A 19,503-nucleotide genomic window follows, 5' to 3' on the forward strand; every position below is an offset into this window, starting at 1 on the left:
CGATTAATACAGTTGTGTTTTATTTACACGAGCGTATGTGGGACCAATTTAAATGTCATGCTTGGCCGCATTTTACATCAAATGATGTGTCTTTTATCTCCTAATTTGATAGACGTAATGTAAGGAGTTATTACGAAAATGGCACGCTAATATAAATGGCTTGGTAAATTTACAGAATTGGCGTGAGTCTATGATTACAGCCACTTTATTTGAACTACTCTGTACACCCTATTTTAAAGCCTTGGATGGCTGATAAGTCATCAGTTAGGTAGCTGATGACTTATCATTCATTTCAATTAAAAACGATATTCCAAACCGAGACTCGCTTGCTTAAAATCAGTATCAAAGTTTTCATCATCTAGGTCATCAAATTCTAAACTGGTATCATAAACACTGTAGGTAGCATTTACCGCGAGGTTAGAAGTGATATTGAATGCTACCCCTCCTCCAACAAACACACTCTCATCATCAACTTTTCTGGAGTATTCTAGCGCCTGATAATCGGTTTCGGACCATAATTGACCCACTTTAAGAAATAACGAAAAAACATCATTAACTGGAAGGCTACCTTTAATAGCTGCCGTATATCCGTCAACGTCGGCGCGGGCTAAATCAGTGCCATAATCACCAAAATCAATATAACTACCTTCTAATGCAAAATACTGGTTAAACCGGTATCCGGCAATTCCTTCAAAAGCTTCTTTATCGTCATCAAAGTCATCATCACCTTCAACCCGCAGGTAACCGTAATTACCGCCTAAATAAAATCCACTATCGTTGATATCCTCACTTGAATTGCTTTGAGCAAAAGAGTTAAAAGACGCGGCAAGCGCAATGGCCGTAAGGCTAGATAGAATTTTGGTTTTGTGCTTCATTTAGATTACCTCTTAGTAAATTAAAGTGAAATTGAAGCCGCGTTAGCAGCGTTGAATTCAAATACCTAAGAGCAAAGCCCATGCCTAAAACCCAATTGAACACTTATCAATCAAAAAGGACGGTAAAACCCCAAAATTTGGCCATTAAATCATCAAAACCAAACTATTTGAGTAGCAAGCATGAAGGCTCGACAAGTCGAATCAAGACAAGATTTCATAGAGAATGTAATTTTTACAAAAATAAGCAGACAACCTCCGTTAAAAACCAACAAAGGTACAAATTCAATCCGTACTAAACAATTTAGCCCTTACTGTTGCTCGATATTCTCTTGGTGAAGTTGCCAGTAATTTTACAAACAAGGCGGTAAAATACCCGACATCTTGATAGCCTATTTTGTCTGCTACCTCGCTTACATTTAGGTTACTGGTTTGCAGTAAGTCTTTAGCGATTTCGATACGGATTCGTTGTAAGTATTGTAGTGGCGTTTGTTCTGTTGCGTTCTTGAACCGGCGGTTGAAAGTACGCACACTCATATCAAAACGAGTGGCCACTTCTGAAAGGTTAATCTGGCGGTGGTAATTATCCTGCAGCCAAATTTGCGCCTGCACTATATCTTCATCGGGGTGCTGTTTGGTACTTCCCTCGAAATAACTGGTGTTTTCATAGGAACGGCGAATTTCGTGTGAAAAATTCCGCTCTACAATACTGGCGATAGCTTCACCATAAAGTCGTTTTACAAAATACACCGTAAGGTCGGCCATAGCGTTAACACTGGCCGAGCAATATAGGTTTGTGGCCTGAGTAATAAAATATTGGCGCTTTAGTTTAATCCTTGGGTAATCCCTTTGGAATTGATCAAAATAGTGCCAATGGGTAGTGGCGGGTTTATCATTTAACAAACCCGCTTCGGCCATAAAACAACAACCTGTTCCTACCGCAGAAATCATTGCACCATTTTCATAAGCTGAGCATAACCAATCTAAAACTTGCGGATGTTTTTTAACTATTGGTCGAGGGTTTCGCCACAGCGCGGGCAAGTAGATAATGTCGCTATGCCCGACCTCTTCCAAGGTGGTATCTGGCATTAATGAAAACCCGATACTGGTTTTGACCGGCAACATATTGATCGCGGCGGTTTGAATGAATACTGGTTCGACATGATTACCACCTTGAACTCGCGCCGCACTTTCAGCCGCACGTAACATTTCAAAGGGTAAGGTTGTACTGGTAGCCAACATTTTATCGCACAGCAAAAAAGTAATTTTATGGATAAACCGTCTTCGCATTGTTGTGTTTATTTGGCCAAGATATCAAACCGTGGCTAAAACACCAAGACTTATGGCCAATATCACCCTGCCAGAACACTATATGAGGCATTACACTCCTCTACATTCTAATTCTATTGGTATGTTAAATATGTCTTTATTGCCCGTCATCGTTGGATTTGGTGGTTTTAATGCCGCTGGACGCAGTTCATTTCACCACGCTTACAAACGCATGGTGATTGAAAGCCTGCCAGAAAACGAACGTCAAGAAACCATGCTGGGCTTGGCGGCTATGATGAAACTAGTGCGCTGCGAAAATGGGATTTATATTGATGCCAACGAGCAATCATTAACGCCTGAAGAAGTCGTTTCGCGTTTTTCTGAACAAATTTTAAATTCTACCCTTATTCGTAAAATTGAAAAAAATCATTTTGATGTTGACGCGGTGCATTGGCAGAAAAACATCACCATGCACTCTAGCGATAAACAAGGAATTTGCTTTGAGTTAACCCGCAAACAACTACCCGATCCTGTACCCACTAACTGGCAGATTAGTGATATCGATGCAGACACAGTTAAAATTGAAATTATCGGTGAAGTAGAGTTCAAAGCTGATAGTTATCGAGAAAGCTCGGTAAAAGTTGCAGGGCAACTGCCATCAGGTTTTAACCCGGAAGATCATTACAATGCGCGATTTCATCCCCGAGGCTTACAAATGGCGATCATGGGTGCATCAGACGCTGTGCGCTCGTTAGGCATGGATTGGCAAACCGTAGTTAATGCAGTCAAGCCAGACGAAATTGGCGTTTACGCCAGCAGTGGTATGTCGCAACTTGATGAAAATGGCAATGGAGGCATGCTGCAGTCTCGGATAAAAGGGGCACGCGTCAGTGCTAAACAATGCCCACTAGGCTTAAATAGCATGCCAGCTGATTTTGTCAACGCTTACGTATTGGGCAGTGTAGGCCACACTAGTGCTATTGCTGGAGCCTGCGCTAGCTTTCTTTATAATCTTAGAGCAGCGGTAGAAGACATCAGCAATGGAACACGCCGAGTAGCAGTAGTAGGTAACGCTGAAGCCCCTGTATTACCCGAAATCATTGACGGTTATGCCACTATGGGCGCACTGGCAAGTGATGAAAATTTAAAACGTTTGGACAAAACTGACACAGTTGACCACCGTCGTGCGAGTCGACCTTTTGGAGAAAACTGTGGCTTTACCATTGCCGAATCAACCCAATACGTAGTGTTAATGGACGATGAATTGGCAGTTGAGTTGGGTGCCGATATTCATGGTGCGGTCAGCGATGTCTTTATTAATGCCGATGGTTACAAAAAATCCATCTCTGCGCCAGGCCCTGGCAACTACATAACTATGGCCAAAGCAGTAGCAGCCGCAAAGGCAATAGTGGGCGACGAAGCAATTCGTGAACGTTCTTTTATTCAGGCCCATGGTTCGAGTACACCTGCAAACCGTATTACAGAGTCAAAAATATTTGACGAAGTCGCCAACGTTTTTGAAATTGAAGACTGGCCTGTCACCGCACCAAAAGCATACGTTGGTCACTCCTTAGCGCCTGCTAGTGGTGAACAACTGATGGTGAGTTTAGGTGTGTTTAAACACGGCTTAATTCCCGGAATTAAAACCATAGACAAAGTAGCCGATGATGTTTTTGATGAGCGTTTGAATATATCAACTACCGACATTAATAAAGGTGCCGGCAATGTCGATGTGGCTTTCTTAAACTCCAAAGGTTTTGGCGGCAATAATGCTACAGCTTCAGTATTGTCCCCAAAAATTGTCGAGGGAATGTTGGCTAAAAAGTACAATGCACAAGTCATTGATGCTTACGAAATTCGTCGAGAGCAAGTGCGTGAAAAAGCCAACGCCTACGACCAGCAAGCTAATCAAGGGCACTTTAATACTATTTACCATTTTGGTCAGGATTTGATAGACGAAAACGATATTCAGATGACGGCCCAAGAAATTCGCTTGCCAGGTTTTGCCAATCCTGTCGACCTTAAAATAAGCAACCGTTTTAAAGACATGATGTAATTGTCAGTTGAATTAATACCAATTCATCTTATCAATTAGTCACTCAGAGAACACCAGCGATCAATTGTTGCAATGGATTGGTATAAGTCATAACCAAGTGTCCTAAAGAAACTCAGGGCACTTATCAATGAGTTATTTTGCAAATAGCAGTAGAATAAAGGTTACACTGCTGAGGGTTTAGCAGGGTGTGTTGACTCAGGTATTTTTCTGCCAAGCACAAATGAATCAATAATCGAGAGTACCCAACAACCTAGTAACAGCAAACTTGTATAATGAGGCATTTCACCCGCGCTACCACTAAGCTGCGAGGATATTTCTGCCATGACTGTGCTTACATCAAATGGGATTTCTCTGTTGACTAATTTTTCGCTAATGTCATTGGCAATGTCCATTAAGAAGCTCATCAAAGCCCACAAACATGCGACTGAAAATACCGCAAACACGCCTCCTCGTAGCTTGCTTTTTAAAAAAAAGTGACCTCCACCAGGAAAGATGAACGCCGATATTAGCGCCGCTTTTGTCGCTTTATGCATCTGCAACCTCAGTATTAATTCCCATGACTTGTATCAAACGCTCTATTTTTTGTGAAATCCTGAGTTATCGACAAACTAATTGACTTATAGTTGCCTTCACTTAATGACTTTATCCCTAGCCGGTTGCAAACTCGCTCAAATCTCAATTTAATCGTTAGGTTAGTGTCCCAATCCTTTGTAAAACGTATATTACTCTACTTTTTGCAGTAATTTTTATTTCACTTCCTTTATTGTGCTACAAAGTTTAACAAGCTACTCAGTTAACGTTTTTGAGTGTAAAACAACAACCAAAATTTTACTGCTACATAAACAAATATTACATTTATTTGCACATTCTGTATTTTACCGTAATACTGAATATCCCTTTCACGTTTGGATTAGATTATGCGCTTAAAACGTCAACTTACCCCTAAGTCCATGATTCTTAATGTGTTGCGGCAAACCCGAGGGCGTTATTGCCCTTCGTCAAAATTGATTACAGTAGGCGAGTTATTCGACTTTAAAGCTAGCACTATTAGGGTTGCACTGACACGTCTTCTTAGTGCCGGAAAATTAGAATCCGATGGTTGTGGTGGCTACCGGATGAGTTCTCAAACAGACTTACTTAGTGACTTCATTGAGCAGTGGCGACTCGGAGATTTACGAAGGGGAAAATGGCATACCGATGACTGGCTAATGGTTTTGCTACCCAGTAATCCAGACCGAGCAATGCGCACACTAAGCCAAACTACCTTGCGATTTTTTGGGTTTCGCAAGGCTAAAAACAAAGTTTGGATCCGTCCAAATAACTTACTTCCTGCTTTGAATGATTTACGAGATTTATATCGGGCCGTAGGGCTCGAAAGAGACGCTTTATTATTCAAGGCGTCAGACATTCCCTATCCCGAGCAGTTTATTTGGGAAAGTACCCTATGGAATACAGATGACTTACAATTTACCTACGAAAGGCAACTGGTCAAATTAGCAAAAAGCAAAGCGCGGATTGATAAAATGCAATTGGAAGATGCGCTTCGAGAAAGTTTCATTATTGGTGGCGAAACCATTAATTTGTTGGTTAAAGATCCATTGCTCCCTGATGAGATGTTCTGCACCCCTAAGCGCGAAGAACTGCGCCATGCAATGTGTGAATATGACGCCCGTGGTCATAAAATATGGACCCAGTTTTTAGGCGATTCAGCAACACTTAACCTCAATCAAAAAGAGGGAAAATAAATGAAAGCCCATGACATTCTCAGCAGACAAGAAATTCGTGAATTGATGACGAGAAATAACCTGCGCGCCACTTGGTTAATAGCAAGCTGCTGGGCATGGGTAATCGCAGCGATGACCTTAGTAGCGATTTGGCCAAACGTTGTTACTATCATTTTAGCGGTGTTAATTATTGGTGGCCGACAACTCAGTTTTGCGATTTTAATGCATGACTGCGGGCATAACAGTCTATTTAAATCCACTCAACTCAATCAGTTTGTTGGTACCTGGCTGGCGGCAGCGCCTGTATTTTCTGATATGCAGACTTATTCGCGTCAACACAGTATCCATCACAAAGATGTAGGCACTGCTAAGGATCCCGATTTAGGAAACTACTCGGGTTACCCGATCACTAAACCATCACTGTTACGTAAAATATTGCGAGATCTACTTGGTCTAACCGCGCTCAAGTATTGGCTTTATATACTAAAAACCAGATTACAAGCCAACAAAAGCATGATTTCAAATATTGCTTTGTGCAGAGGTTTAGCAGTCAATTTAATGATGTTTTTGGGCTGTTATTTGCTTAATGTCCCATGGTTGTATTGGGTTTGGTTTCTGGCTTACAACACCACTTATTTTTTGTTTTTGCGTATTCGCCATGTGGGTGAGCATGCCGCAGTGCCTAATCCACTAAGCAAAGATATGTTTGAAAATACCCGCACCACACTCGCAAGTTGGTGGGAAAGAATTGTAGTTTGTCCGGTTTACGTGAATTACCACATTGAGCATCATTTATTACCATCAGTACCACCCTATAATTTGCGCCAAATGCATAAATGGCTAGTAGCCAAAAATGCTTATAACAACACACCGCTGCCTTCAGGATATATCGCCATGTTACGCGGTGTGATTGTTTAATGCTTAGGATTTAACAACCAACAATATTGCCGTATCCAGCTAAAAATGGTCTCTTTTGGCCCTTTTTAGCTGTACTATTTTTTGACGTTAGGGTTGTAAATTGGCTTCCAAAAATCTAGTCAACTCGCTGTAAAGCGTTTGCTGACTTTGATTATCATCAAAGAAATGTGTACCGTTTTTTATTTCCACATATTTCACGTCTACCTTACGCTTGGCACTATCGTAAAAATCTTCGGACTGTTCACGATCGACCCGTGTATCTTTACTGCCATGAATAAGCAATATTGGCGCTTTGATTTGTTCAATGTAATTAATGGCTGAAACTTCATCCAACTGATCAACATCCTTTTCATCGTCTATATCAACAATATGGCCTGTATAGAAGCCAAAGGTATCATCGTCTTGTACCATTGTTTTCACATCAGATATGCCTGCAATACTGACGATGCAGTCGAACCTTTTGGGCTGTTGAAAGCTTGCAGTTAATGCGACATAACCACCGTAACTGGCTCCCACAATGCACGCCTTGTTTTGTGACACTCGATTCGTGCTAATCATCCAGTCCATCGCCTCATAAACGTCTTGTTGCATACGTTTTCCCCACTGAAAATAACCCGCCGCTTCAAACTCTGAGCCAAAACCTTCAGAACCTCTGAAGTTAACTTGTAAAACCGCGTATCCCAATGAAACTAAATACTGAATTTGAGGATTGAAATATTTATAGTCACGGCTATGAGGCCCGCCATGGGGATAAACAATTAGCGGCGGTTTTTTGGTGTTTTCAGGGAATGTCACATAACCCGTCAAGACTTGACCATCGGACGCAGTAAATGAATAGTTTTCAACATGTGGAAACTTAGCCTTACTCAAATATGGATACTCTGATACCCAAGCCCCACCTTTTTTGTTAGCAAAATCAAAATGCACATAAAGTGCTGGCTGATTATCACTTTCTTTCACGGCTAAAATACGTGTTTTATCGGCACTTCTACTAACAATAGTCACATGTTCTGCTTTTAGTAGTTTGCCAATGTTCTGCTCAATCACTGCGTCTTCGGGGTTAAAATAATGCTTTTTGGAAAAATCATCGCTGTAATAAATACCAATTAACTCACCCTCACTATTTCGTAGCCCCCCAGCGACATCATAATCAGGGTGACCATATACCATTGACTCGTACTCTCCAGATACAATATCGTACAACCAAACTGACTCGCGCTTTGTTTCTCTGTCAGATAATATATACGCCTTATCACCTTCCTTAGTAAGCCCAATGACATTGAACGTCTCGCCTATTCCTACAACTCTAGTGTGCAATTTGATTAACTCACTTTCAGCTTTATCTCGATACCAAATTGTGCGAGTGACCTTATTGTCTTTTTTATCGTAGGCATCTCCTAACCTAATAACTCCATTTACATCTGCGCTCCAACTATTGATGTTATGTTTATTATTCTGAATTTTCTTATATTTCCCGCTACTCAATTCCACTTTGAAAACAGCGTAGCCTTCGTCGTATTTATCATAGGTTGATACTAAGATGTGCTCTTCATCATGCTTAAGCAAAGACACTAAACGAAAGGTAATGTACTCATACCAACTCTCAGAGGTAAACCGGCGACTTGTTAGCGGAATCCCTTCTTTGTTAACTACATCAAAAGCATATAATCGGCTTACTCGATAATGTTCACCGTTGTACCACTGTGGCGAACTAGCAGAAACGATGATGTATTTATTGCCAGACCAACTAATAGAATCAACCCTATCGCGGCCAAGTTTTAGTGAAGCTAATATGTCAAATTCTGTCTTACCGAATTCTGTTACGCTAACAGTTGGCCCTTCTGGGGTGTTATAAATTAACGCTATTTTACTACCGTCTGGAGAAATTTTAGGTTGTTCAACTATCGGCAGTTGCGCATATGCAGTCCATTTTTGATTCGCCTGAGCATGGCTAAAACTAAGTAAAATGGTAAGTAGGGACAGTAATTTAAACATCGAATTCCTTATAATTAAATCCAAGTAGGTAATTTACCCTACCGAATACAAAACTCAACCTGAATTCTGATTTTTCCTTGTAAAAGACAAACAACAACTTATTCAAAAAACTAGCTTTTTAACTACTATTGCGCTCCGGTTGCATAGAGAAGAAATCGGCATTATTCTGCTCACGACCTTAAATAAGAATAAGTAATTTTATGACAAACAAAACAACAATAATTGAGCAAATCAACAACCGCGCTCCAGCGTTTCTTAAGATGTTAGGAGGTCATGTAATCGATATTGATATGGACAAAACGGCTTGTATTTTTGAGTTCAATATCAGCAAAGATTTTTGTCATTCAGTAGATGTTGTTCAAGGGGGATTTATTACCGCTATGCTTGATGCAGCTATGAGTCATGCAGTTTTTATCGGCGATCACCAAATTATCAATGTCTCTTCTTTAGAAATAAAAACCTCATATTTAGAAGTAACACGTGCCGGAACACTTCGCGTTGAGGGTTGGGTAATAAAACAAAGCTATAAAACGGCATTTATGGAAGGCCGAATTTATAACGAGGATAACATACTCACCGCTACCGCAAGTTCGGTAGCTAAAATAATACGACAACCTAAACAATAAACTTCGACTTAGCCGAACCTTAACTTAAACGGTAAGGGACATCGCACTGAGTAGGCGTGCCCTTTGACAAAACACACGCCTCATCTGCTTTTAAGTTATTTAAATCGACAATAAAACGATTGGACAGGGGGCGCTAATAACAAACAATTTCCTAACGTGAATGAAATAAGCGCATCAAGTAGATTGATTGCCCACAATTACTGTATATAATTACAGTTAAATTATTTATGCTTATACACGGTGGAACAGATGCCTGACTCCTTCATTTCACAGCCTGTTAAACTGACTCTTGATGAAATTTACAATGCGATATTGGCGCAAGAGCGTGATTACGCAACACAGCTTTACGCGCAATTGAAAGGTATGACTTTGGTCAGTGCTGGTAAAGCTATGTCGGTTATTTATCGGGTATTCCATCTTGGATATGAAGACTGTCTACAAAATGTCAGTATCGATGATATGCCTGGTTTTGAAAATAACTTACTCGTAGATGTTTGGAAAGCAGGGTTTAGTTATGCCCTGAGACTGCCTACATTTAGGATGAAGAATCAATGGGAAGATCAGAACACATTAATCTTAACTGAGGTTCAAAAATCTATAGGCGAGTCCGAAATCAACTCTTCAACTCCTTTCATGGAATAATCAACTCTGAGTAAACTTCGAGGTCATGTTTAAAATTTACCAAAACTGTAGCGGCGAGTTCATTACTTTTTTTGTGTTTAACTTTGTCATAGATACGACAAAGCTCAGCGAGAAAAACACCAATAACATTTAAACAGACATAAACTTCAATTTAATCCGTAGGGGTTATGACATAATATCCAACCTATCTCAGTGATTTTTCAAATCTAAACTCTTCTCTAGAATCGAAAACTCTATGCGCACTGAATAACTTAATGGTCGTAATTTTCTAATTGGAAGTAGATGTGAGCAATTTGCGCAGTAGTTTGTTTATGGTGTTGGCGATGGCAGCGTTTTCACTAGAAGATATGTTTATAAAAGCAACCGCTGGTTTAGTGCCGGTAGGCGAAATTTTATTGTTCTTTGGTATTGGAGGGACACTTGCTTTTATTGTCATGACACTGCGACGCAGACAAGTTGTTTTTCATCCAAAAATCATTTCTTGGCCAGTCCTGATTCGAATATTCTTTGAGGTAATTGGACGGTTATTTTATACCTTAGCTATTGTGTATACCCCTATATCCAGCGCGTCTGCGATATTGCAAGCCACACCTTTGGTGGTTGTGATGGGAGCCGCTTTATTCTTGGGAGAACGAGTAAGTTGGCAACGTTGGAGCGCTATAGCAATAGGGTTTACCGGAGTGTTAGTGATCATAAGGCCGGGCCTAGAGAGTTTCGAAATATCGTCACTATTGGCAGTTATTGGAATGCTAGGCTTTGCCGGAAGAGACCTAGCAACACGCGCCGCTTCGCCTGTTCTATCTAATTTACAATTGGGAATTTATGGCTTTTTTATACTCATCCCAACCGGCCTATTTATGTTGCTGTTTAATATTGGCTCTGTTGGCAACGAGTTAACAAATCAAGGTTTTGTATGGCCAGATATCCTATCAACACTGCTAATTTTGGCGGCAACAATTTTTGGCGTTATTGCTTACTATTGGCTAACAATAGCGATGCGTAACGGTGACGTGTCTGTTGTTGCCCCATTTAGGTATACCCGAATAGTATTCGCTCTGATTATCGGCGCGACTATATTTGGCGAAAGGCCTGATAATTTAACATTGCTTGGCATTGTTATTATTGTCGCCAGTGGTCTTTATACCTTACTAAATAGCAAATACTCTCGTAGTCGATGAATGTTACGGCAAAGTCGAAACCTGAAAATCGCAGCGGTTTTATTGTTGATATAGCGTTAAATCACAACCCAATAACCTTTAAATTGGCGCAATCCGCATGTAATCTATGGCACCAACCGAGAAACTAGTGAAAGGATTTTTTCAGAACATGAAGGACCATTTTAACCAACATGATGAATAAGATAGCGCTGTTATTTTTCAGTATTTTGACCATAAATAGTTGTACACATTCCAACCTAGTTACCCCCAAGAATGCTTGTTATATCCTGTTCGACGCGGGTAGTTCTGGGACTCGTTTATATGTTTACGAACAAAACAACACCCAACTTATCGAACATGTTGGTCCCAAGGTCGCAGCTCTTGCTGACCCAGTGCGTCGCCTAAACGGGAAAACATCAACAGATATCGAATACGTTACCGACCAAGTCGTTGCCACCTTAGATTTAATCAAAACTGATGGCTCGTTTGATGACTCTCGGCAAAAATGGACCGGGTTTGATTGGCGTTCACAATGTAACCTAGTTTCGGCAAAAGTATACGCCACTGGTGGTATGCGCATTGCTGAACAAGAAAATGCAGGTGACAGCCTGGTTTTGTGGCAAAGTTTACAACCTAAATTGGTTGCCAAAGTTGGCGAAAACGTGATGGTAGAAACGCGGACTATCACAGGATTCGAAGAAGGGCTGTTTGCATGGTTAAGTCTGAAAGATGAGTACCCTAGCAACGATTTTGGTATCGTCGAAATGGGGGGAGCATCGTCGCAAATCACCTTTCCATGTGCAGACTGTGATCCTGCTAACGATGCGGTCAATACCATTAATTTAAGTGGAAAACCGATTCAGATATATAGCTATTCTTATCTAGGGTTGGGTCAAGACGAAGCCCCTCATAGTTTGTCGCTACCTTACGCCAACACAATCCCTGCTAACTGTGCGTTTGGAATAGGTTCTACTCACGACGATTGGGCTGAAGCCAAGTGCGCTGACGATATTTTGATAACTGCGAATGGCTCAAAAACGGCGATCCGAGACCCATACAATTATGACTCTACAGGTACCAGAGGCACGACTAATACCCTACCACTGTTTCAAAAAGACATTCCGCAATGGTCGTTGACTGGCGCGTTTAATTACACCAAAGAGACTGACATTGAAAGTTGCTGTATCAACCAAAGTGATACTTGCTATCACCCCGCAACCGCTTGTTTTACGCCTATCTATCTGAATAAATACTTGCAGACGCTTAGTATCATGCCCAAAGAAGCGGATAAAAATGACGTGAGTTGGACCCGTGGCGCTGTGGTTTGTGAAACTGAAAATTGTCTTGCCCCTATAAAAAAGGCGCCGGTTTGCCGCTGGGCAGCAAAGGGGTGTTTAATTCATTAACCAGTGACTTCATACCTAGCCATTAAATATAAACTCAGCCACCGTTAGTTTGCTCGTTGCTAATTTTCCAGGTTCGCTTGTTGCGGTGACATAGAGTGAACGCTGTAGCGAATTTAAGACGCTTCTCTTAACTTGGTAGGATTTTGACTCGCTAATTTCGATTAATCATTCTACTAGACCTATTTTTGATGTAGTTAAGCGAGCGAATGAAAAACTCATTGCCCGTTATTTATAAGGCAAAGCGCCCTTTGAATAAGCTAGTTTGGCGACGGGAAACCTCAACTTTCGCACCACTTGCCATGGTGAGTTCTAACCCACCAGAACTACAAGGCTGTACTGCATTAATTTTGTCTAATTGCACAATATAACTGCGACTCACGCGAAAAAAATGTGCGTCAGGTAGACGTTTTTCAATGTGTGCCAAAGTTTTATTCAGCATAGGATGTTGGTTATCGAAATGCACTTGCGTGTAATTTCCCATAGACTCGAAACGCTCGACTTGTTCTAGCGGAATTAGCCAACATTTGGTTCCGTCTTTAACAAAAAAACGTTGTTCCATAGTCATTAATTCATCAGCAGACTCAGATTCGTGAGGAGTATGCGTGGTAGCCAAAACATTGGATAAACGTTCACAGGCTTTCGCCAAACGGTCTTGAGTAATAGGTTTTAATAAATAATCTACCGCATTATTATCAAAGGCTTCTAAGGCATATTGCTCAAAAGCGGTAGTAAATATAACCTGCGGTGCTGGCATTAATTCGGTGAGCAATTCAAAGCCATTACCGTCTGGCAAATTAATATCCAGAAATAGCACATCAACTCGGTGTTGTTGCAAATATTCACGAGCACTAGCCAAGTTTTCAGCTTCGGCCACCAGTTCAATATGGTTAATATTAGCTAATTGAGATTTCAATTCTAAACGCCCTAACCTAGAATCTTCAACAATCATTGCGCGAAACATTGTGGCTCCTCTATTATTATTTTTGCTGTAACCATTTGCTTGTTTTCAGTTAATGAAAAATGTACATTCTCCTGAAACAATAAATGTAGTCGCTGTTGAATATTCGTAATGCCAAGTCGAGTTGAGTTTGTATTGGCGGTAATAGTGCCCGGATTAGACACCTCAAGAGTTAAGCGCTTATCAGCATCAATTTTGATAGTAATGGTACCACCCTCTGAATTATTACTGATGCCATGTTTAATCGCATTTTCGACTAACAATTGTAACGATAAGCATGGCACCCGATAATGGTCTAATTGAATCCCCGTTAAATGCCAGTTCACCACTAAACGTCGCTCAAACTGCAACATATTTAACTCGATAAAACTCTTGGTTAATTCGATCTCTTGGCTTAGCGGCCAAAGTTTGTCTTGCTTGGTTTGTAAGGTCACTCTTAAAACATCTGAAAGCTGCGCTAAACTATCCCTGGCTTTATTGGTATCTTCTAAAATTAGTGCCCTAATATTATTGATGGCATTAAACATAAAGTGTGGATTGAGCTGATTTAACAACAACTCCATTTGGCTAGCCGCTAGCTGCTCTTTTAGATCTGCTTCTCTGGTAAACGCCAGTTTTAATGCCTTTTGACGTTTAAGAAGTAGATATACCGCAGACCAACACAGTAAAAATAAGAATACATTTGGGTATGACGCTAACAATTGTATTAGGGCTACATTACTCACTTCACCGAATAAAAATTCTTGGTTTGGTAACAATACTAAGCCGATAATCACTACCGCTACCAGTGATGCAAGGGCACTGCCTAATAGCGCTTGCCCTATGCCTTTGGGTAACGAACCAGTGCCTCTATCACGGTAAAAACGACGTAACATGCCACTGGCAATCATCAGTGAAACAAACAAACTCAAAGAGTTAACCAACTCGCCTAATTTATAGTGGTTAAAGTAACCACGTACAGATAAGTTGAGCAGTGTTAAGCTGCCCCAAACACCTATTTGCACCAACCAAAAGGTTGACGGTGTTCTCATAATTGCTCTAACCAATGGTAAATATCCTTGACTACTTTGGGCGACATAGTGGTTTCAATAGTTGCATATTCAGCAGGTAAACCTGTGTCCGCTGGTTGCAATAAATGATTCAAACTTGGATAAATTTTATAGGTTAACCACTGTTTATCAATAGATTGAATAAAACCATCAATATTCTGTTGCGTAGGCACTTGTAAATCCTTGCCACCACTTATGGCCAATGTAGCTACGTTTACCTTACGCAGAAACGTTTTAGGATCAGTTTTAATAAAATACTGCATCCACGGAGAGTTTAATTGCGCTAACTGCCCGTCAATTTGTGTGGGTGACATGCCACTGTCCGCTAACAACTGCTTAATTTTCTGTTGTGGCGCGTTGTTACTGACTGCTTCGATAATTTTTCGTTGTTGCTGATCATCTTTTTCAAGTTGCTCGCTATCCATTCCCCGTACTTTTTGAATAAGATACGACTGATCAATTAAAATCTGAGCACCAGAAGTGCTCGGCCCCGCTAAAGATACGAAAAAATCTGCACTGGTATCAGTATTGTTTGCCAAAGCAATTGCAGCAATTAGGCTACCTTCGCTATGACCCACATAGCCGACCTTACTATTAGCTATCCGTTGATGCGATCGCATAAATGTCAAAGCAGCTTCTGCGTCACGAGCAAAATCTGCACTCGTGGCCTTAGTATATTCACCCCCCGATTCGCCTACTCCTCTGTCATCGAACCTCAGTACTGCGATGCCATTTTTGACTAATAAATCAGCTAAAACTGCGTAAATTTTATGACCAAAAGCGTCGCCATCTCGTTCTGTTGGGCCAGAACCAGATAGTATAATAACGCTATATTTAGTGGGTCCATTTGGAATCGACAACGTTCCGGCCAAGCTGTGCCCTTGTTGTTCGTTTTTAAATAGTACCTGCTCCACTTCGTAATCAGGTGTAGCAATAGGATCTTGGGGTTTAGGTTTGCGTGCTGCAGCAGTGTTTGTTTTTGTTAATATGACAGGGGCTTTAAACCCTCCTTGTTGATATTCGCCTTTAATCTCACCATCAGTCAGCTCCCCATGGTATTGAATACCAGCGGCAGTTAAAACTAATGTTAGCTTGTTACCTTCAAGATTGACTTTATCAAAATCGAGTCCGAACTGGTTTTGTGCTGGCACATCTAAAGACGCGACCAAGCCTTTGGGTGATTGTCCAATGTTGAAAACAAATTCGATATTTTTCTGCTTACTGATTGTCAGTATACCTTGCCAATGGCCTACGAACTTTTGTTCATCAACCTTGGGTTTAGTATATGAAGTCGTATCGGACTTAGTCGTTGCTTGTGACTCAGAACCTATAGGCCCTGCATGACTGGCAAGTGCGATGCAACTAGTTAACAAAGTAGCAGTAATAGTGTGTAAGTAGCGTTTCATGTTGTGTCCCCTTGATTAAGTGGCTCTAACTTAAAACACTCAATAAATCTCAGTTGAATTTTTATATAAGCGGTAGATTAATCATGTAAACGGTATTTAAAGCCTACGGAGCAACCATTAAAACTAAACCAATCAACGCCAAAAACCCATGACCTTTTTCACTTCACATACTCCATTGCATATCATGTTAAAAAAACATCCAAGCTTTCCAGAAGTACGGCCGTACGTTTTTTGGCCACCTTATCACAGTGTAATATGAATCATCCCCATAACAAAGGCTCTCCCAACTGTATTTAACTCCTTGCAGGTAATCTTTGTTTGGACAACAAAACTTGGGCTTGGGTTTGTGTGTGCCAATGACAGATATAATGATATCTGCACTCTTAAAGTTCGACACTGTTCAGTTAGCGTTTAAGTAACCTCTTTTAGACTTTGTCATCGTCACAAGTACAACAGCTCTTACGTTTAAGTAACACCCAATTTAGGCGCTTTTCACAAGGAACCAGATTATGTACAAAGTTTATATCTCGTTAATTATTCTATTTTCAATGTCCACAACCCAAGCAAAAGAAACAAACAGGTTAACGGTGGATAGAGTAGTAACCAACAGTATTGAACTTGCTTTTCCAAACGATAAAAACATTAAGCCCAAATTAAGTGACTTTGAATTGTTTAATTACATAGTCATGAGTAATGAGGAAGGGGAGCGCTGGGCAGTTATGACCCTTAACAATACGTCAAGCGGGAGCAGAGTATTAGAACATCATCATTTAATGGCTTTATTCGCAGATGGCAACCGCTCTACTCCACTGGAGTTTAAAGTCAGTTTTCGAGGTAAAGAAACCCAATCTATCACTGTGTCGTTTGGAGAGAATAAGTTTCCAATTTTATCTATTTTTACCGAAACCGCGTCATAGTTTCTTAGGCTTATCTTCGAATCATAAAGTTAGTTCAAATTGTTCTAAATCCCTTTTTAAACAACAATAGCAGTGAATTATCGCTAACAAATATAGATGGGAAGGAATTGCCTTTTCCTTGCCCTAAAGACTGCTATTCCAAAGGACCATCTTTATATCCACACAGCAGTCTTTTTTAGTCACTCAGAATTTAGCTTTGCTCTGGCGACAATTGATTATAGGATCCGCGGCTAAAGCGACATCACACCATTTATTTAATGAGCCAAACATTCATATTACGCGATTACCAAACTCAAGCTGTTGAGGCAGCGGTTAAGCACTTTCGTCATAACAATGATCCTGCGGTGATTGTATTGCCTACCGGTGCCGGTAAAAGCTTAGTAATTGCCCAGCTAAGTCGACTGGCAAAAGGTCGGGTGATTTGTCTGGCCCATGTAAAAGAATTAGTTGAGCAAAATCATGCCAAGTTTCTGGCGACGGGTTCGCCTGGCGGTGTTTTTTCGGCGGGCTTGGGCCAAAAAACCAGTACAACCAAAACCACCTTTGCCAGTATTCAATCATTGTCTGCCAACCTAGATGCATTTCAAACCGCAGTCAGCCTGATTATTATTGATGAATGTCACCGAGTGGGCATGGATGAAAGCGGCCAATACCATAAAACCCTGACACATTTTCGCTCACTTAACCCTGATGTAAAAGTGCTTGGCCTAACCGCTACCCCCTATCGACTCGGCAGCGGCTGGATTTATCAGCATCATTACCATGGCTATACGCGGCCGAGTATCAGCGCATTTTTTAAAACATGTATTTTCGAATTACCTCTGCAGCACATGGTAAAAAAAGGCTATTTAACCCCGCCTATTCATTATGACGCGGCCATTGCCCACTATGATTTTAGTTTGTTAACTGAAAGTTTAGACGGCGAACAAAATACCGATGATATCGCCTTAAATGAGCTCATACACAAACATCCACGGGTCACCAAAGCAGTGACCGAGCAAATACTGCAGCTTAGCCAAGACCGCCAAGGCGTGATGATTTTTGCAGCGACCATAGATCACGCTCAAGAAATCTGTGGTTATTTACCAGCTGAGCGCACAGCGTTAATTACCGGCACCACAAAAATCAACCAACGTGATCAGCTAATCGCCGCCTTTAAAGCCAAACAAATTAAATACCTAGTGAATGTATCGGTTTTGACTACAGGCTTTGATGCGCCCCACGTTGATGTGATTGCTATTTTGCGTCCCACTCAATCCATCAGTTTATTTCAACAAATTGTGGGTCGGGGCTTGCGCCTTAGCCCCGGTAAAAAAGACTGCTTAGTATTAGATTACACCAATAATGGCTACAATATTTTTCAGCCAGAAATAGGCGAAAAAAAGCCCACACAAGATTCAGTAGCAGTGCAAATTCATTGCCCTCAATGCGGTTTTGCCAATACGTTTTGGGGTAGGAAAGACACTGAAGGAAATATTCTTGAACATTTTGGTCGCCGTTGCCAAGGTTTAGTTGAAGGCTCTGGAAACCCAGAAGTCGACACCCAATGCACTTATCGATTTCGCTTTAAACACTGCCCGTATTGTAACCAAGAAAACGATATCGCCGCCAGACAATGCCAACATTGCGGTGAAAAGTTAATTGACCCCGATGATATGCTGCGAAAAGCGTTAAATTTAAACAATAATAAAGTACTGCGTTGCGCCGCTATTACTCCAGAGGTGAACAAGGCCGACAAGTGCCTAAAAATCACCTACCACGACGAAGACGGCCTGACGTTATCAGAAACCTTCCGCTTTAATTACAAAAATTCGCGACAAAACTTTAACGATTTATTTGCACGAAGAATAGCCAACGGCAGTCAGTCGCTTCAGTTCAGCTCAGTTGAAGAATTGGAGCCGTTTTTACCTTACTTGCCAGCACCTGATTTTGTGATAGCCAAAAAACAAAAACATCACTGGCAAGTCACCGAACGATTATTTGATTATGAGGGGCCTTATCGAAAAGCGAATGAGCTTGGTTAACTCCTTGATAGTTTTTCCAGCAACTTGCCTTCTATCAGTTGTGCAGACCTATATCTCCAACCTAAAAGTTTACTCTACCCCCAGATACTATAATTCCGTTTATTCAATTAGACTACTTTTCAACGAACCTAGCCTCAAAGCTTAATTTGACAGGTTACATAAAAGTCAATCATCTACTGCATCCTATAAACTTAAACCTTAGCTTCTAAAGTAATGAGATTGGCATCAGTTTGTAGAAAAGAAAGGCTCAGGTGCAGGAGTTTATAGTCTAGAGGTGAATGGAAATTGGCGTATCACCTTGCAAATACAGGATGATGGAGCAGTGCTGGTGGATTACCGTGATTACCAAGGCAAATCAATAAAGGCGGTTTAACACAGACCAAATTACAAAACGATTAAGTAAACATTTAACTGGCCTCTAAAAAAAGAGATTATGGAGATTAAAATGATACAAACTAGAAAGCCATCACATCCGGGTGATGCT

Annotated in this window: 16 protein-coding genes and 1 pseudogene; 10 read left to right on the forward strand and 7 right to left on the reverse strand. The window is 40.9% G+C overall.

Annotation, left to right across the window (positions count from 1 at the left end):
* Nucleotides 1-296: 296 nt before the first annotated feature.
* Entirely contained in the window at nucleotides 297-875 is a 579-nt protein-coding gene (locus tag ABJK37_RS16375) for a porin family protein (RefSeq protein WP_348356236.1), read from the reverse strand.
* A gap of 282 nt (nucleotides 876-1,157) precedes the next feature.
* On the reverse strand, nucleotides 1,158-2,114 hold the full coding sequence (locus ABJK37_RS16380) for a helix-turn-helix domain-containing protein (RefSeq protein WP_348356238.1): 957 nt from the start codon (nucleotides 2,112-2,114) through the stop codon (nucleotides 1,158-1,160).
* A 178-nt stretch (nucleotides 2,115-2,292) separates the two neighbouring features.
* Here ABJK37_RS16380 and ABJK37_RS16385 point away from each other — a divergent pair, with 178 nt between their 5' ends.
* Nucleotides 2,293-4,197 carry a beta-ketoacyl synthase gene (locus tag ABJK37_RS16385; protein ID WP_348356299.1) on the forward strand — a complete coding sequence of 635 codons (1,905 nt, stop codon included), beginning with the start codon at nucleotides 2,293-2,295 and terminating at the stop codon, nucleotides 4,195-4,197.
* Nucleotides 4,198-4,358: 161 nt separating this feature from the next.
* On the opposite strand, the gene ABJK37_RS16390 is transcribed toward ABJK37_RS16385, so the two are convergent.
* On the reverse strand, nucleotides 4,359-4,730 hold the full coding sequence (locus ABJK37_RS16390; RefSeq protein WP_348356240.1) for a hypothetical protein: 372 nt from the start codon (nucleotides 4,728-4,730) through the stop codon (nucleotides 4,359-4,361).
* Between the two features lie 384 nt (nucleotides 4,731-5,114).
* On the opposite strand from ABJK37_RS16390, the gene ABJK37_RS16395 reads away from it, so the two are divergent.
* Both ABJK37_RS16395 and ABJK37_RS16400 read left to right on the forward strand, forming a co-directional pair.
* Nucleotides 5,115-5,942, forward strand: a complete 828-nt coding sequence (locus ABJK37_RS16395; protein ID WP_348356242.1) for a transcriptional regulator — start codon at nucleotides 5,115-5,117, stop codon at nucleotides 5,940-5,942.
* The gene (locus tag ABJK37_RS16400) at nucleotides 5,943-6,839 is read left to right on the forward strand and encodes a fatty acid desaturase family protein (protein ID WP_348356244.1); all 897 of its coding nucleotides are present in this window, start codon (nucleotides 5,943-5,945) and stop codon (nucleotides 6,837-6,839) included.
* Nucleotides 6,840-6,926: 87 nt separating this feature from the next.
* Here ABJK37_RS16400 and ABJK37_RS16405 read toward each other — a convergent pair whose 3' ends face one another.
* Nucleotides 6,927-8,834: a S9 family peptidase gene (locus ABJK37_RS16405; protein ID WP_348356246.1), complete on the reverse strand. Its 1,908-nt coding sequence runs from the start codon at nucleotides 8,832-8,834 to the stop codon at nucleotides 6,927-6,929.
* Between the two features lie 200 nt (nucleotides 8,835-9,034).
* Between ABJK37_RS16405 and ABJK37_RS16410 the strand changes: the two genes are divergently transcribed.
* The 4 genes from ABJK37_RS16410 (at nucleotide 9,035) to ABJK37_RS16425 (ending at nucleotide 12,665) form a co-directional block, all read left to right on the forward strand.
* Complete coding sequence (locus tag ABJK37_RS16410; RefSeq protein ID WP_348356248.1) at nucleotides 9,035-9,460, forward strand: PaaI family thioesterase; 426 nt, start codon at nucleotides 9,035-9,037, stop codon at nucleotides 9,458-9,460.
* A 249-nt stretch (nucleotides 9,461-9,709) separates the two neighbouring features.
* A complete protein-coding gene (locus ABJK37_RS16415) occupies nucleotides 9,710-10,102 on the forward strand; it encodes a hypothetical protein (RefSeq protein ID WP_348356250.1) in 393 nt (130 codons plus the stop codon).
* A gap of 284 nt (nucleotides 10,103-10,386) precedes the next feature.
* The gene (locus tag ABJK37_RS16420) at nucleotides 10,387-11,280 is read left to right on the forward strand and encodes a DMT family transporter (RefSeq protein WP_348356252.1); all 894 of its coding nucleotides are present in this window, start codon (nucleotides 10,387-10,389) and stop codon (nucleotides 11,278-11,280) included.
* Between the two features lie 170 nt (nucleotides 11,281-11,450).
* Nucleotides 11,451-12,665: a nucleoside phosphatase gene (locus ABJK37_RS16425; protein ID WP_348356254.1), complete on the forward strand. Its 1,215-nt coding sequence runs from the start codon at nucleotides 11,451-11,453 to the stop codon at nucleotides 12,663-12,665.
* 229 nt (nucleotides 12,666-12,894) lie between these two features.
* Here the strand turns inward: ABJK37_RS16425 and ABJK37_RS16430 are convergent, their stop codons facing one another.
* The 3 genes from ABJK37_RS16430 to ABJK37_RS16440 are packed head-to-tail and all read right to left on the reverse strand — an operon-like array spanning nucleotide 12,895 to nucleotide 16,078.
* Nucleotides 12,895-13,626 (reverse strand): LytTR family DNA-binding domain-containing protein, encoded by a 732-nt coding sequence (locus tag ABJK37_RS16430; RefSeq protein WP_348356256.1) that lies wholly within the window; start codon nucleotides 13,624-13,626, stop codon nucleotides 12,895-12,897.
* Nucleotides 13,611-14,654: a histidine kinase gene (locus ABJK37_RS16435; RefSeq protein WP_348356258.1), complete on the reverse strand. Its 1,044-nt coding sequence runs from the start codon at nucleotides 14,652-14,654 to the stop codon at nucleotides 13,611-13,613. The genes ABJK37_RS16430 and ABJK37_RS16435 overlap by 16 nt, the downstream gene beginning before the upstream one ends.
* Nucleotides 14,651-16,078 carry an alpha/beta fold hydrolase gene (locus ABJK37_RS16440; protein WP_348356260.1) on the reverse strand — a complete coding sequence of 476 codons (1,428 nt, stop codon included), beginning with the start codon at nucleotides 16,076-16,078 and terminating at the stop codon, nucleotides 14,651-14,653. Before ABJK37_RS16440 ends, ABJK37_RS16435 begins: the two co-directional genes overlap by 4 nt.
* Nucleotides 16,079-16,587: 509 nt before the next feature.
* Between ABJK37_RS16440 and ABJK37_RS16445 the strand changes: the two genes are divergently transcribed.
* The 3 genes and pseudogenes from ABJK37_RS16445 to ABJK37_RS16455 all read left to right on the forward strand — a co-directional run.
* Nucleotides 16,588-16,995, forward strand: a complete 408-nt coding sequence (locus tag ABJK37_RS16445) for a hypothetical protein (RefSeq protein ID WP_348356262.1) — start codon at nucleotides 16,588-16,590, stop codon at nucleotides 16,993-16,995.
* Between the two features lie 257 nt (nucleotides 16,996-17,252).
* A complete protein-coding gene (locus ABJK37_RS16450; RefSeq protein WP_348356264.1) occupies nucleotides 17,253-19,019 on the forward strand; it encodes a DEAD/DEAH box helicase in 1,767 nt (588 codons plus the stop codon).
* 250 nt (nucleotides 19,020-19,269) lie between these two features.
* Nucleotides 19,270-19,392 (forward strand): annotated as a pseudogene (locus ABJK37_RS16455) (plasmid maintenance system killer); the annotation flags it as partial.
* Nucleotides 19,393-19,503: the final 111 nt, after the last annotated feature.

Source organism: Paraglaciecola sp., assembly GCF_039964565.1.
In the GTDB taxonomy this organism is placed as follows: Bacteria; Pseudomonadota; Gammaproteobacteria; order Enterobacterales; family Alteromonadaceae; genus Paraglaciecola.